The organism is Fischerella thermalis PCC 7521, assembly GCF_000317225.1.
Classification (GTDB): Bacteria; Cyanobacteriota; Cyanobacteriia; order Cyanobacteriales; family Nostocaceae; genus Fischerella; species Fischerella thermalis.
On record NZ_AJLL01000024.1, the window covers coordinates 1 to 14,399 of the forward strand.

Below are 14,399 nucleotides of genomic sequence, written 5' to 3' on the forward strand. Positions count from 1 at the left end.
GGACACCGATACAGATAGATTTAGTGATTTCTGGTTTTTTCTCCATTACCCATTGCCATCAATATATACTACTATTTAAACAACTCTAAACATTCTTCTCTCAAAAGACCTTTTTTAACCTGAATTTTTCTAAAACTTTTAGCAATAATTTCTTCACAATTTATTTCAATTTGTGATTGATTTACTGATATTAAATCTTGAATTGAAGCACCATAAATAATTTCTGATACACCAGCCCAAACACAAGCAGTTGCACACATTGGACAAGGTTCACCAATTGTGTATATACTATAACCCTCCAAAGAATTGTTTTGAAGTTTTGCTGTTAAACTGCGAATAACATTAATTTCTGCATGAGCGGATGGATCATGATCTCGCTTCACAGTGTTATGAGCAACAGCAACCACTTCTCCATCTTTAACAATTACAGCCCCATAAGGTGCATCTCCTTTCTTTGCTTCTGTTATGGCTAAACGCATCAAATCTTCTGGAGTCATATAATTGAGATATAATTTATGGGTTTGAAAGGATATTTAGTCAGTATATATCAATCTGATTGTAGTTGTTAATATAATTTTTTCTACTAACCACAAACAACACGAAGAATATAAGCAAAGTAAGATTAGAGACAAAAAAGAGTTTTTATGTTGTTGACAAAAGAGAAAACTGCTTTTTATCTAGCTGATTTGGAAACACCAGTAGGGAAATTAATTAATTTAACTATTGCTGGGTTGGTTTTATTGTCTTCAGGGATTTTTGTCGCAGAGACTTATAATATACCTGATGTTGTTAGATTTAATTTAAATGTATTAGATAATATTATTTTAGTCATTTTTGCTTTGGAATACTTTCTGCGCTTTTGGAGTGCTGAAGATAAAGTTAAGTATGTTTTAAGTTTTTATTCAATAATTGACTTAATCGCAATTCTACCATCTTTTTTAGGAGCGATTGATATTAGCTTTTTGCGTCTATTGCGGTGGTTCAGAATCCTAAGGCTGATTAGGTTTATAGACAAAAAATATTTATTTGGTATCAGCAGTGAAGATGGTGTGATTTTTGCGAGGATATTGTTTACTCTATTTGCAATTATTTTTGTATATTCTGGCTTAATCTATCAAGTTGAGCATCCTGTCAACTCGAAAATATTTGCTACTTTTTTGGATGCTTTTTATTTTTCCATAGTGACGATGACGACTGTAGGTTTTGGTGATGTCACTCCCACTTCAGAGTTAGGTCGCTTGCTGACAGTCTTAATGATTCTAACAGGTATTGCGCTTATTCCTTGGCAAGTAGGTGATTTAATTAGACGCTTAGTAAAAACTGCGAATCAAGTAGAAACTGTTTGTCCGGGATGCGGTTTAGCTTTTCATGATGCTGATGCAGTATTTTGTAAAAGTTGTGGCACAAAATTGTATAAACAGTCATAATCTAATATTTCTTTATAACTAGGGTAAGACGACAAAACAACCGTCGTATTGAAATTGTCACCCCTTCAGGCAGATCACGTTTAAAGAGCGATCGCTATCTATTGTCCCAACAAACAGAAACTTGTAACAAGAAAGACTTTAACTTACTTTAAGGAATCGACTGCTACAAAGTTGAAGTGTAAGCGGTAGGATGTCAATGTCTTTTTTGACAGTATAAATATGTCTCAAATTCTTTACGTAAATTCTGTTGTTGGTAATGATAGCGCCAGTGGTTTACCACAAGCACCTTTAAAAACTATTACACAAGCCCTCAAAAAAGCTACTTCCGGTTCGCAGATCCAACTAGCAGATGGTAGTTACAATGCTGCTTCTGGGGAAGTCTTTCCTTTATCGGTTCCGGCTGGAGTTTCAATAGTAGGTAATGAAGCTAACAAAGGCAGTAGTATTTTAATTGAAGGCAGTGGTCAGTACCTCAGTCGTACTTTTGCTGGTCAAAATGTCACATTTGTACTAGACAATGGTGCTGAACTCAAGGGTGTAACTGTAACTAATTCCGCTACCCGTGGTAGTGGTGTATGGGTAGAATCTACCAGTCCTACTATTGCCAACTGTACCTTTACAAAATGTAAGCGAGAAGGAGTGTTTGTAACTGGTGATGGGAACCCAGTAATCCGCAGTAATCAATTTATAGAAAATGCTGCTAATGGAATTGCGATCGCCAAGAATGCTAAAGGCGAGATTCAAGGTAATACATGCATCAATACGGGTTTTGGCATTGCCATTAGTGATACAGCTTCTCCCAAACTAGTAGATAACAAAATTTCTGAAAATCGTTCTGGTATTGTCATCTCTGGTAGCGCTCGTCCGATATTACGTAATAATATCTGCGAAAGAAATACCCAAGATGGTTTGACGGTAATTGCCAATGCTTTACCAGATATTGGCAGTACCAATAACCCAGGAGGTAATATCTTCCGCAGTAACGGACAATTTGATGTCCAAAATGCCAGTTCCAACAAACTTACTTCTATAGGAAATCAAATAGATCCAGCAAAAACCAAGGGTTTAATTGAGTTTCTTGATAATCAAGTTCCTACCCCAACCCCAAATCCAACTCCTAATCCAATTCCTCATCCAACTCCTACCCCAGAACCACAACCTGAACCATTTCCTGATCCGACACCGACTCCACTACCAAATCCAACTCCAAATCCCACACCTACGCCTACACCTACTCCCAGCAACTTAACCGATATTAGCAATCATTGGGCAGTTGCCTTTATTCGGGAATTAGTCAAGTTAGAAATCATCAAGGGTTTCCCTGACGGCACATTTAGACCAGATGCGACAATGACAAGGGCGCAGTATGCTGCATTAATAGTCAAAGCTTTTAACCCCAGCGCCAAACGCCAAGCAATCAAATTTAAAGATGTACCCCAGGACTTTTGGGCAAATAAAGTCATTCAACAAGCCTATCAAGGACAATTTCTCTCTGGTTATCCTGATAACACTTTCCGTCCTAACGATAATATCCAGCGTGTACAAGTTATCGTTTCGCTGGTGAATGGACTAGGATTAACGGCTAGTGGTCATAAAACTCTCAAACCCTACGATGATCAAACAAAAATTCCTGACTATGCCAAAGATGAGGTAATTGTTGCTAGCGAAAAACAAATTATTGTCAACTATCCCAAAGTTAAGGAACTCAACCCCACCCGCGAAGCAACACGCGCAGAGGTAGTGGCGATGGTGTATCAAGCGTTAGTTGATGCTGATCGCGTAGCGGTGATCGACTCGCCTTATATTGTGGTTGCTTAGGTTCAGACTGGAAATTTCAGGGCATTTATAGCAGTTTTCTCTTGCAGAAAATGCAGTTCTTTTGTAGGTTAGCACAGTTGCGCTAACCTACTGTGTGTTGTATTCAAACCGGAACTCTATATATTTGAACGAGTGCGATCGCTTTGAGGATTTGAGACTCAACTACAAGATTTTGATACTCATCAATGAAGTTTTGCAACTCGACTACAAGATTTTAATACTCGTTAATGGAGTTTTAAGACTAGACGACGAAGTTCTGATACTCAATGAGACTTGAATACTAATCAATCAAGTTTAGATATTTATCAACTAAGCTTCGATCATCAACAGAATTTTTTACATTAGATATAATCAATATGTGTACAGCCAGTTTTCTAAAGAAATTTCTGGGACTCTCAGCATATCAGAATCATTGGAAATAAGTATCAAACCGCGTGTAATTGCCGTCGCCGCTATCAATATATCTGCTTGTTGAATAAGAGTGCCCTTATTTTTTAAAAGTGACAATATTGGTATCTAGTAAATAAGTCACTTTTTCTATTGTACCAGACGTGCCATGGCACGTCTGGTACAACAATCAATAACCAACCACTAACCACTAACCACTAACAAAAGCTTTATTTATTTACGTGCGATACCTCCGTAACGCCAGTGCTGGTATGAGCAGTTTTGCCATTTTTACCATTGGTATGATTTATATGACCATTACTGTTGCGGGGTTGAATTACACCGTAACCACCGTGGTTGCGTTCGTAAATCACGTTAATTTCGCCTGTTTCGCTGTTGCGGAACATGTAAAAATCGTGTCCCACCAGTTGCAGTTGTTCTAAAGCTTCTGTAACAGTCATTGGTGGCATGGCAAAATATTTTGTCCGAACCACTTCTTCTGGTAATTCAGGGGCGCGATTACCTATTAAATCCGTAACTACTGTCTGTTGTACTACTCCTTCAATACCAGTTTGGGCATGAGTTTTCTTGTCATGACGCCGTTCTTTATATTTACGTAGTTGACGGGCAATTTTATCTGCTACCAAATCTATACTGGCGTACAAGTTCTCGCTACTCTCCTCGGCACGGATGACGTTTCCGTTGGCATAAATAGTGACTTCTGCCGCCTGCTTGGGATTAATTCGGGGATTGCGAGCTACGCTCAAGTGTACATCCACTTCATTTGTGATGTTTTGAAAATGACTCACCGCCTTTTCAATTTTTTGATGTACATATTCTCTAATCGCATCGGTGATTTCAATATTTTTGCCGTGGATGACAAGCTTCATGTAAACTCTCCCGCTCAAAGCTTTTGATGTATACTTGGTTTGGAGAACAAGATATTTCGGTTAAGGTCTATCACTGCCGCCGAAATTGGGAAATCCCTACTGTACTGCTAATGCGACTACCCTAAGCCAAATCTAGGTGAGTACTTGCTCATGCCTAGTGTTATCAATTTAGGAATCTTTGCAATAGCTCCAGCTGCAAAAAAGGCTCATGGATATTCATGCAGATATATTTAGCTTTGCTTCTCCAACACGGGCTGCATTGGCTTTTCATAGACAATAAGCGTTTTATTGTTAGTTTTATCCCTTTTTCAACAGAAAACAATTGAGTTAGAATCCATCAGCCAGTGCATTTATTCTTCTTTCTCTTGGCATGATGGTTATTGTAGAGAATTCCTCCCAATACCATTGAGGTTATATATTCAAACTAGCATCTTGTATTTTACAAAACCGCTTCCCTTTACTTTCCTTTATGATCCTTTGCATAGCTTGAGGTTTAGGAGACAATACTGTCATTTTTTATACAGCATAACATGTAAATTAGTTATTTTTTGGTATGAGCCGTAGTATTCCTTCACACAACCGCCGGTGTCTACTATATGACCAAGGACTATTACCATACTTGGATGCACTAGAGTGGCAGCGATCGCTTTTTCAAGAGCGGATCAAAGACCCCAATCTAGACGATGTGTTAATCTTGCTAGAACACCCACCTGTATACACTTTGGGGCAAGGAGCAACCCCGGAATTTCTCAAATTTGACCTTGACAATCATACGTATGATGTGTACAGAGTTGAACGAGGCGGAGAGGTTACTTACCATTGTCCAGGTCAACTGGTAGGGTATCCAATTTTAAACTTGCATAGTTATCAAAAAGACTTGCATTGGTACTTGCGGCAGTTAGAAGAAGTGTTAATTCGGGCGCTGGCGGTATATGGTTTAGTAGGAGAGCGGATTTCTGGTTTCACCGGTGTTTGGGTGGAAGGACGCAAAGTTGCCGCAATTGGTATTAAAGTCAGCCGTTGGATTACCATGCATGGCTTTGCATTAAATGTTTGTCCTGACATGACAGGTTTTGAGCGAATTGTACCCTGTGGCATTGCTGATAAACCTGTGGCTAGTTTAGCCAATTGGATACCAGGTATAAGCTGTGAGCAAGTACGCCACACTTTAGCACAGTCTTTTGCACAAGTATTTGATGTCGAATTAATTAGAACGGTGCGAAAAAAACCGTAGACGCTGAGCGGCTTCAAGGGAGAGTAGTATGTAACGGAAAGTAAAGTTGCCCAAAAAGCTCTTCCCTTCTGCCTTGTCATAACGACAATTTTCACACCGACCTACTTAATTGCAGCGTTGTGGCAAGGATTTTCGTTGTCAGGAAAGCCATTGACAACCACGCGATCGCCATTGAAACACTCAAGACACCAGAATATGATGTTCAATTAGTATCACAGACCATCAATTTAGTAGTGTTATACCAACTGTAAATTTTACACGGAAATATTTTTACTAAACGCGTGATCTGTTAATGAAAAGCAGACGATTTTTCACATCCATAGGCATAGCACTCACCAGCTTGGTTTCAGCAGTTAGTGCCTTCATATATCAAGAAAGAAATTTTCGTTTCTAGGGGATTATCTTGATGGCGATCGCTAGCTACAACAACTGCTGTGATTCTTAAAATGAGTAAGGCGAGCAACATCAGAATTTATGTCGTCTAAATTGCGATCGCAACTCAAAAATCCAATCTCAATTGGTGTCGCTTTATATTTCTATGCTTTTATTTTGATGGTTCCTTTGCTGGTGCTCATGGTGATTTTGCACCGTTGGCTAGTAGAGCGATCGCCTGCAAACCAGAGTTGAACGATTTACTTCTTCCAAGGAAACTTAGTTCCCATTTCAGTCATGGCTGAGAAGACAAGATATACAACGAGTACACCCACGCCGATCAAGAAAAGCACAAAGTCCTGATTCATAATTATGAAGAGTAATAGTCACAATTGTTAGATTACCTAATCTTGATGCGGATGCGATCACCTATCTTCTCCCTTTTCTGGTGCAAGTTTCACATCAGCGCCATATTTCTGAAACAAAAACTTCATAAAGAGTATCTAGATTGGATATAAGTTTAAAGATACTCTGTACAAAAAATGTTACACGAACCACGCGATCGCAACAATTTATCAAATTATTCATCTAGCGATAAACCCCATTCTATTGCACCTTGGCGCAGGGCAGCTATGAATTTATCGCTAGTGTTACTCGGTTCTGGCATGACGTTTGCTGGTGGCTATGTAGCTACTAACTATCAGCAGATGTCTCGCAATGCATCTAATTTAGCAGTAACTCCAGTTAATGCTGCCCCACCCTTAACAGCAACTGCAGATCCCAATTTTGTTGCAAATATTGTGCAAAAAGTTGGCCCTGCCGTAGTGCGAATTGATTCTGCTAGAACTGTAATATCCCGTATGCCACAGGAATTTAACGATCCATTTTTCCGTCGCTTTTTTGGTGGGCAAATACCATTTTCACCACAACAGCGAGTAGTACGTGGTAGTGGTTCTGGTTTTATCATCAGTAGTGACGGTCGCATCCTCACTAATGCTCATGTTGTTGATGGTGCAGATACAGTTAAAGTCACACTTAAAGATGGACGCAGCTTTGACGGTAAGGTGTTGGGTAAAGACGAGTTGACTGATGTAGCAGTGATCAAGATTGCAGCCAATAACCTACCAACCTTGGCAATGGGCAATTCTGAACAATTGCAACCCGGACAATTAGCGATCGCGATCGGTAATCCTTTAGGATTAGATAATACTGTCACCACAGGTATTATCAGCGCTACCGGACGCAATGGCAATTTGATTGGTGCTACCGACAAACGAGTAGACTATATCCAAACAGACGCAGCAATTAACCCTGGTAACTCTGGTGGCCCCTTATTAAATGATCGTGGCCAAGTAATTGGCATGAATACAGCTATTATCCAGGGGGCGCAAGGAATAGGATTTGCCATTCCCATCAACACAGCCCAACGCATCGCTGATCAACTGATTACCACAGGCAGAGCTCAACATCCTTATTTAGGTATTCAAATGATCGGGTTGACACCAGAGTTGAGAGATAATTTGAACTCTGATCCTAACAGCAATTTGACTGTCAATGAAGATAGAGGCGTATTAGTTGTGAGAGTTATGCCCAATTCACCAGCTGCGAGAGCAGGTATACGTGCTGGTGATGTGATTCAAAAAGTCAATGGTGAAACTGTCACAGATGCTAGAAGTGTCCAAAAAGCAGTAGATAATAGCCAAATTGGTGGAAATTTACGCCTAGAATTGCGCCGTCAAGGTCAAACCATCAATTTAGCTGTACAACCTGGTGCATTTCCTACTGCTTTGAATCAATAGTAAGTTTTTGACAGTTGGGCATTTCTAGGGTGGGCATAGTGAAAAAATAACCAACTATTACCAATTAACAATTAGCCATTACCCATTACCCATTACCGATTGAAAATCGACCACAGATGCACACAGATGTACACAGATGGTTTATGGGTGTGCATTTATTTCTCAGAACACATATTTCTTGTGCGACTCTTCCAAATCCACCCAGATTCCGGAGAACTAATCTCTATCCAACCATTTTGTTCTTTGCCTGTAACTGTGACTTTGGTTCCAGCTTTGATAACTTTTCCTGTTCTCCTGCGTCCGGATGTAGAGCGTAAATTAGATGAGCTAACAACAACAATACAACTATCTTTTTCTGGGGTTTGATTTTTATCGGTTGTTTCTTTAACTTGATTTTTTGCAACTACAGGTGCAGGCTGGGGTGGTCGACTTGTGGTGATTACACCGTAAGTAAGTAAGATCGCAGCACCAGTACCAAAAATTAATAATGGTAATTGACGACGTTTAATCTGAAAATTGCTGCATGACGCAAATGGATTGAGACGAGCAGTTTTTCCTAGATTCTGTGTTTGTGGTATTGTTGGTGGAATTGTGGGTGTTGATCCTGTGGATAGGCGAACTGTTGTGTTATCTGGGGGAACGTAACAAGGTTTTGCTAGTTCTTGGAGCGATCGCACCATTTTTGTTGCAGACAGGTAGCCTTGTTGCCAATAATCTTTTAATATTTGGTTGACGACAGCTGCTACAACCCTTGGTGTGTTGGGACTGCTAATCGCAGCTACTGCTTGTCGGGCATCAGTTGCTGAATGATAGCGGTATTTGTAATGTTGACGCACCATCTTTGTTAAAATAGCTGCCAAGGCGTCACTAACTTGGGCATGATGCTGCCATATTATCTCCCCAGTTGCAGGCTCTTCACCTAACTGTTTGGGATGCAAGCCTGTCAAAGCTTGAATCGCTATCATACCCAAAGCATAAATATCACTGTTAGGATATGGTCTGCCTAGTGCTTGTTCACTTGGCATGTATCCAGGTGTGCCAATTGGAATAGTCTCATTTTTTAGCTGATCTGGTGTCATCAGTGAATACATCTTCACTTGTTTCACCGCACCAAAGTCAACTAAAACCAGCTTATTGTCAGAACTACGGCGAATTAAATTATGGGGTTTGAGATCCTGATGGATCACCTCATGACTGTGGACAAATTCTAGAATGGGTAAAACGTCTTGCAGTAGATGAATGACTTGGCTTTCACTCCACTTTACACCCGGTTGCAATTCCATCGATAGCGGATTACCAGGAACAAATTCTTGCACCAGGTAAAATTCTTCGTCTTCTTCAAAGTAAGCTAGCAGTCGGGGAATTTGGTCGTAAATACCCAGCTTTTCCAGGGTTTCAGCTTCTCTTTTAAATAAGCGTCTAGCTGTTTCCAAAAAATCTGGATCACTAGTTGCTGGTTGGAGGTGCTTGACTACACAGGAGGGATTTCCAGGACGACGAGTATCTTCGGCTATATAAGTATGACCGAATCCACCTTGGCCTAATATCTGAACCACCTGATAACGCCGATCTAGCAATTTGCCAATCATGCTATGGCTAAACTGTTATGCAAAATTAACAACAATAGACTTTTCTCATTATGAGTAGTTTCTTCAGGATTGATCGCAAAATTTATGTATAAAGATCGAATATCTGATTTCCAACCAAGCCCTACGGGTACGTTTCCCTATACCTTTACACTCCCAATACGGTTCGTCAGATAATTGACCTACCAATAATCTTTGTAAAGACATGCCATAGCATGTCTCTACACATCTAAACAACCCTTAACCTAAACCTACTGGATTTCAAGCTACTTTTTTGATTAAAAAAGTAGCCCTGTTTTTCAGGATAAAGGCTGTAGTTGCTGTAAAAAATATACCAAGTAAAATATTTCTCAAACTAATTTCCTTACCATACACATTTACCAAAAAAGTTTCCAGCATCAAAGAAGGTAATAATATACCCAAAATTATTAACAACCTGTGAATGAGGCGACTGTTTTTTACCAACAGAGAAAGAAGGGCAAGGTAAATTCCTAAAGGTATAAAATTTAAAGAATAGTAAAAGAGCTTATAGTCTATGGGAATGAAGTCTAGCAAATTTAATGAGTAGGAATTTTGTAGGCTATCTACGTATACCTGGATAATCGGACGAGAATAGGTAATGATTAGATGATGTGGTTGTTTGTCGGTAAAAATATTAGGAATGTTAAGTTGAACACCTCCAGCATTTTCCCCCGTAATTGGTGTTCTTAATCGCAAGTTTAAAGCTCTTCCCTGTTGTCCTAAAGTAAAATTACGACGCAGAGAATCATGAGAAATCGACACAATTCGGGCTGGGCCAGTTTGATTTATGTCACTAGTAGCTACAGTTGTGCTGATAGTAAATTCAGAAGTGTTGGATATTCTTTTATTTAATTTTTTCACAGGATTTGCTGTTTCAAGCCAGTTACTAGAACTCAATAAAGCTCCTTTGTTTTCCTGAGTATTTACAGGCTGACCACGCCATAACAATTTGGGTAAATTACCACTCTTATCCCGATAAGAATATTGACTACTTGCATCTAATTTGTAAGCAGCTACCAGAGAGTCTCCAAAATTATTAAAGTAATCTTTATCTGTAAATATCTGTGCAGCTTCAATTGCAGAAACGGCTTTATCAGTTATGTATACTTTAGAGATATATCCTTGCCAAGGTCTATCTCCTGTTGCCTCATTACCAATTACGAGTGGATAGTTGCAGTCCCAATTACTTAAATATGTTGTACTTTGCCAGAATACTAAATTCAGAGATGATAATAATATGTAACCAAGGCAAAAGGCAGCTATTCTTTGATTCACCCGTCTACTGCTATTATGCTCGATCCTTGCTAAGATGGTAGCAAAGCTGCGAGAAAAAAGCCAATTAAAGCAAAGCCAACCAACAAAACCACCAATAGAATTATTAATAATATCCTCTGGAGTCGGTCTTCTCCCAGGCACAAAAACTTGCAATAATTCAACTATTGTTGATAAACTCGCACTTGCTAATATAACTGTTAAAATTTCCAGTCTTAATTGTGTTCTGTATTTTTGTAAAAGACTAGTGCAAAAAAAACCTATAGGTATAAATAATAAAATATTGTTGACTGTATCTTGGAAAGAAGTAGTATTACTAAAACTATTAACTATTTCTTCTAAAGAAAAAGAATCTGGAAATGAAAAATTAAAAGGATAAAGTGTCGCTAACAGTACTACTAATGCACTTATAGCGACAAGCCCGTAATCTTTGAGCAGACCTAATAAATGAGCGTGACAAATAGTTTGATATTTCTTCATAATCATTCATTTTACTTAATATTGCTTCTGAAGACGGTCTAACTAAAGACGTAGTTTTGCTCATTTTTGTTCATCTACTCCAAATATGTCACCTATTGCGGCAAGGAAACTCACACTGAATTCGACAAGCCCACAGCATCATTTATTTGTGGGGTGGTACGCAGCAAAGCTTTGCTGCGTGCTAGGCTGACACAGCCATACCCCCTATGTTTCTTGAGAAACGAATGAAGTGGAACTTATGCACAAAAGCGGGTTGTAATCCGCTTCATCGCCTCTTCCACATTCTCCCGACTGTTAAACGCGGAAATTCGGAAATAACCTTCACCTGCTGCACCAAAGCCAGATCCTGGTGTACCCACAACATTGCAACTATGCAGCAATTTGTCGAAAAAGTCCCAACTAGAAAGACCATTGGGCGTTTTCACCCAGACATAAGGTGCATTTACGCCACCATAGACAGCTAATCCTGCTGCTGTCAGTTGCTCGCGAATTATGTTAGCGTTTTCCAGATAAAAACTAATCAAGGCTTTGGTTTGCGCTTGCCCTTCTTGGGAATAAACTGCCTCAGCTCCCCGTTGTACAATGTAGGACACACCATTAAACTTAGTAGACTGGCGGCGGTTCCAGAGTTTCCAAAGTTCCACATCTGAACCATCAGCAGCTTTAGCAGTGAGGTTCTTGGGAACCACAGTCAATGCACACCGCGTACCGGTAAATCCAGCATTTTTGGAAAAAGAACGGAATTCGATCGCACAATCTCTTGCTCCCTCAATTTCATAGATGGAGTGGGGAATTTCTGGATCAGTAATATAGGCTTCGTAAGCAGCATCAAAGAAAATGATCGAGCCATGGTCCTTTGCATAGTCTACCCAGGCTTTGAGATGTTCTTTAGTAGCGACTGCACCGGTGGGATTATTTGGGAAGCAGAGGTAAATTAAATCGACTTTCTGTGAGGGGATAGTAGCGGTGAAGTTATTTTCTGCTGTGATTGGCAGATAAACTAAACCTTCATACTCACCTTTATCGTTAGAGTTACCTGTATTTCCCGCCATGACATTAGTATCTACGTATACCGGATACACAGGATCGGTAACGGCAATGGTATTATTTTTGCCAAAAATTTCCAGAATATTTCCTGTATCACACTTAGATCCATCCGACACGAAGATTTCCGATGGATCAATTTCGCACCCCCGGGCTTGGAAGTCGTGTGTAGCTATTTTTTCTCGTAGCCAAGCGTAACCTTGTTCCGGGCCATAGCCCTTGAAAGTGGCGCGATCGCCCATTTCTTCTACAGCTTTAATCATCGCAGTGCGGCAAGCCTCTGGCAATGGTTCGGTGACGTCACCAATACCCAACCTGATAATTTTGGCATCTGGGTTAGCTTCTGCAAAAGCATTGACACGGCGCGCAATTTCAGGAAACAGATAACCAGCTTTCAGCTTGAGGTAGTTGTCGTTAATCGTTGCCATAGTTGGGAATTTTTATAAATGCTCTAAATAAACCAGCTTACTGCTATGTGCGATATCTTGGTTGAGTTGCGATCGCCAATATAACGTAATTAGTCACAATTAGTCAGATAATTTTGGATTGATCCCACGGATAAATCTGCTTTCTTGGGAATCGGGTAATCGAATAACAACTAACCGCTAACCAAAATATTTGTTATGATGAATTATACGTAGTCGTTATGAGTTTGTTTATCTTAGCCATCATGACTAACCCAAATGTAGAAAACGTGGTAATCATAGGTTCTGGTCCAGCAGGCTACACAGCTGCTATTTACGCGGGACGCGCCAACCTAAAACCAATTGTATTTGAGGGCTTCCAAGCTGGGGGTTTGCCTGGTGGACAGTTGATGACAACAACGGAAGTAGAAAACTTTCCTGGCTTTCCCAAAGGGATTACTGGGCCAGAACTGATGGATTTGATGAAAGCTCAAGCGGAACGTTGGGGCGCTGAGCTATATACAGAAGACGTAATTGAAGTAGATTTAAAACAGCGTCCATTTACAGTCCGCTCCACAGAACGGGAATTTAAAACCCATAGTTTAATTATTGCCACAGGTGCAACAGCAAAACGGCTAGGACTACCTTGTGAAGAGCAATTTTGGAGTCGGGGTATTTCTGCTTGTGCGATTTGCGATGGTGCTACACCAATTTTCCATGGGGCGGAATTGGCTGTGGTAGGTGGTGGCGACTCAGCAGCGGAAGAAGCTATTTACCTAACTAAATATGGCTCCAAGGTAAATCTGCTGGTACGTTCCGATAAAATGCGGGCTTCTAAAGCCATGCAAGACCGAGTTTTGAGTAATCCCAAAATCCATATTCACTGGAACACCGAACCTGTAGACGTGTTTGGTAACGGTCACATGGAAGGGGTGAGAATTCGCAATAATAAGACTGGGGAAGAAAGTGAACTGCACGTTAAAGGACTATTCTACGCCATTGGTCACACTCCCAACACCTCCTTATTTAAAGGACAAATAGAACTCGATGAGGTAGGTTACATTGTCACCAAACCTGGTTCACCAGAAACAAGTGTAGAAGGTGTTTTTGCTGCTGGTGACGTGCAGGATCATGAATATCGCCAAGCAATCACCGCAGCAGGTAGTGGTTGTATGGCAGCGATGTTAGCAGAACGGTGGTTATCTGCCAATGGTTTAATTCAGGAGTTTCATCAAGTCTCACAAACTCCAGATAATGAATTAGAACCTCAGCCAACTTCTAACCGTACTCCCACCGACGATGAATTTGATTTAAATGCAACACGTCATGAGGGAAGTTATGCTCTGCGGAAGCTTTTCCACGAAAGCGATCGCTTGCTGGTTGTCAAATACGTCGCTCCTGGTTGCGGCCCTTGTCACACCCTCAAACCCATACTTAATAAAGTAGTAGATGAATTTGACGGTAAAATTCACTTTGTAGAAATTGATATCGACAAAGACCGAGAAATTGCGGAAAATGCGGGCATTACCGGAACTCCCACAGTTCAGTTTTTTAAGAATAAGGAACTGTTAAAAGAAGTCAAGGGCGTGAAGAAAAAGAGCGAGTACCGCCAGTTGATTGAAAGTTATTTGTAGCTGTAAACTTTGACAAAAAGAGATATTGGGT

The 14,399-nt window shown here is 40.2% G+C and carries 12 protein-coding genes and 1 pseudogene; 7 read left to right on the top strand and 6 right to left on the bottom strand.

Translation table 11 applies throughout. The features are described 5' to 3' along the window. Positions 1-71 precede the first annotated feature (71 nt). Positions 72-497 carry a nucleoside deaminase gene (locus UYK_RS0105870; protein WP_009458468.1) on the bottom strand — a complete coding sequence of 142 codons (426 nt, stop codon included), beginning with the start codon at positions 495-497 and terminating at the stop codon, positions 72-74. A gap of 147 nt (positions 498-644) precedes the next feature. On the opposite strand from UYK_RS0105870, the gene UYK_RS0105875 reads away from it, so the two are divergent. Both UYK_RS0105875 and UYK_RS0105880 read left to right on the top strand, forming a co-directional pair. Then, a complete protein-coding gene (locus tag UYK_RS0105875) occupies positions 645-1,427 on the top strand; it encodes an ion transporter (protein WP_009458469.1) in 783 nt (260 codons plus the stop codon). Positions 1,428-1,646: 219 nt separating this feature from the next. Beyond that, positions 1,647-3,245 carry a DUF1565 domain-containing protein gene (locus UYK_RS0105880; RefSeq protein ID WP_009458470.1) on the top strand — a complete coding sequence of 533 codons (1,599 nt, stop codon included), beginning with the start codon at positions 1,647-1,649 and terminating at the stop codon, positions 3,243-3,245. A gap of 351 nt (positions 3,246-3,596) precedes the next feature. Here UYK_RS0105880 and UYK_RS27140 read toward each other — a convergent pair. Next, a pseudogene (locus tag UYK_RS27140) lies at positions 3,597-3,743 on the bottom strand (PIN domain-containing protein); the annotation flags it as partial. Positions 3,744-3,862: 119 nt separating this feature from the next. Further along, positions 3,863-4,522: a ribosome hibernation-promoting factor, HPF/YfiA family gene (gene hpf / locus UYK_RS0105885; RefSeq protein ID WP_009458471.1), complete on the bottom strand. Its 660-nt coding sequence runs from the start codon at positions 4,520-4,522 to the stop codon at positions 3,863-3,865. A 553-nt stretch (positions 4,523-5,075) separates the two neighbouring features. Here hpf and lipB point away from each other — a divergent pair. From lipB to UYK_RS0105900, 4 genes are all read left to right on the top strand, one after another. Continuing rightward, complete coding sequence (lipB, locus tag UYK_RS0105890) at positions 5,076-5,756, top strand: lipoyl(octanoyl) transferase LipB (RefSeq protein WP_009458472.1); 681 nt, start codon at positions 5,076-5,078, stop codon at positions 5,754-5,756. A gap of 119 nt (positions 5,757-5,875) precedes the next feature. Continuing rightward, complete coding sequence (locus UYK_RS27510) at positions 5,876-6,007, top strand: hypothetical protein (RefSeq protein ID WP_257998908.1); 132 nt, start codon at positions 5,876-5,878, stop codon at positions 6,005-6,007. Positions 6,008-6,230: 223 nt separating this feature from the next. Beyond that, entirely contained in the window at positions 6,231-6,383 is a 153-nt protein-coding gene (locus UYK_RS25990) for a hypothetical protein (RefSeq protein WP_016871080.1), read from the top strand. A gap of 287 nt (positions 6,384-6,670) precedes the next feature. After that, a complete protein-coding gene (locus tag UYK_RS0105900) occupies positions 6,671-7,927 on the top strand; it encodes an HhoA/HhoB/HtrA family serine endopeptidase (protein ID WP_009458473.1) in 1,257 nt (418 codons plus the stop codon). 155 nt (positions 7,928-8,082) lie between these two features. Here UYK_RS0105900 and UYK_RS0105905 read toward each other — a convergent pair whose 3' ends face one another. The 3 genes from UYK_RS0105905 to UYK_RS0105915 all read right to left on the bottom strand — a co-directional run bounded on the left by UYK_RS0105905 (position 8,083) and on the right by UYK_RS0105915 (position 12,758). After that, positions 8,083-9,516 (bottom strand): serine/threonine protein kinase, encoded by a 1,434-nt coding sequence (locus tag UYK_RS0105905; protein WP_009458474.1) that lies wholly within the window; start codon positions 9,514-9,516, stop codon positions 8,083-8,085. A 258-nt stretch (positions 9,517-9,774) separates the two neighbouring features. Further along, positions 9,775-11,286 carry a VanZ family protein gene (locus UYK_RS0105910; RefSeq protein WP_016871081.1) on the bottom strand — a complete coding sequence of 504 codons (1,512 nt, stop codon included), beginning with the start codon at positions 11,284-11,286 and terminating at the stop codon, positions 9,775-9,777. Positions 11,287-11,522: 236 nt separating this feature from the next. Next, positions 11,523-12,758, bottom strand: a complete 1,236-nt coding sequence (locus UYK_RS0105915) for an LL-diaminopimelate aminotransferase (protein ID WP_009458476.1) — start codon at positions 12,756-12,758, stop codon at positions 11,523-11,525. A 242-nt stretch (positions 12,759-13,000) separates the two neighbouring features. Here UYK_RS0105915 and trxB point away from each other — a divergent pair, with 242 nt between their 5' ends. Next, positions 13,001-14,368 carry a thioredoxin-disulfide reductase gene (gene trxB / locus UYK_RS0105920; protein WP_026086374.1) on the top strand — a complete coding sequence of 456 codons (1,368 nt, stop codon included), beginning with the start codon at positions 13,001-13,003 and terminating at the stop codon, positions 14,366-14,368. The last annotated feature ends 31 nt before the right edge of the window (positions 14,369-14,399 follow it).

Excerpts from the sequence above, each read along its gene's own strand:
- UYK_RS0105870 (WP_009458468.1), bottom strand. The coding sequence starts at position 497 with ATGACTCCAGAAGATTTGATGCGTTTAGCCATAACAGAAGCAAAGAAA.
- UYK_RS0105875 (WP_009458469.1), top strand. The coding sequence starts at position 645 with ATGTTGTTGACAAAAGAGAAAACTGCTTTTTATCTAGCTGATTTGGAA.
- UYK_RS0105880 (WP_009458470.1), top strand. The coding sequence starts at position 1,647 with ATGTCTCAAATTCTTTACGTAAATTCTGTTGTTGGTAATGATAGCGCC.
- hpf (WP_009458471.1), bottom strand. The coding sequence starts at position 4,522 with ATGAAGCTTGTCATCCACGGCAAAAATATTGAAATCACCGATGCGATT.
- lipB (WP_009458472.1), top strand. The coding sequence starts at position 5,076 with ATGAGCCGTAGTATTCCTTCACACAACCGCCGGTGTCTACTATATGAC.
- UYK_RS25990 (WP_016871080.1), top strand. The coding sequence starts at position 6,231 with ATGTCGTCTAAATTGCGATCGCAACTCAAAAATCCAATCTCAATTGGT.
- UYK_RS0105900 (WP_009458473.1), top strand. The coding sequence starts at position 6,671 with ATGTTACACGAACCACGCGATCGCAACAATTTATCAAATTATTCATCT.
- UYK_RS0105905 (WP_009458474.1), bottom strand. The coding sequence starts at position 9,516 with ATGATTGGCAAATTGCTAGATCGGCGTTATCAGGTGGTTCAGATATTA.
- UYK_RS0105910 (WP_016871081.1), bottom strand. The coding sequence starts at position 11,286 with ATGAAGAAATATCAAACTATTTGTCACGCTCATTTATTAGGTCTGCTC.
- UYK_RS0105915 (WP_009458476.1), bottom strand. The coding sequence starts at position 12,758 with ATGGCAACGATTAACGACAACTACCTCAAGCTGAAAGCTGGTTATCTG.
- trxB (WP_026086374.1), top strand. The coding sequence starts at position 13,001 with ATGACTAACCCAAATGTAGAAAACGTGGTAATCATAGGTTCTGGTCCA.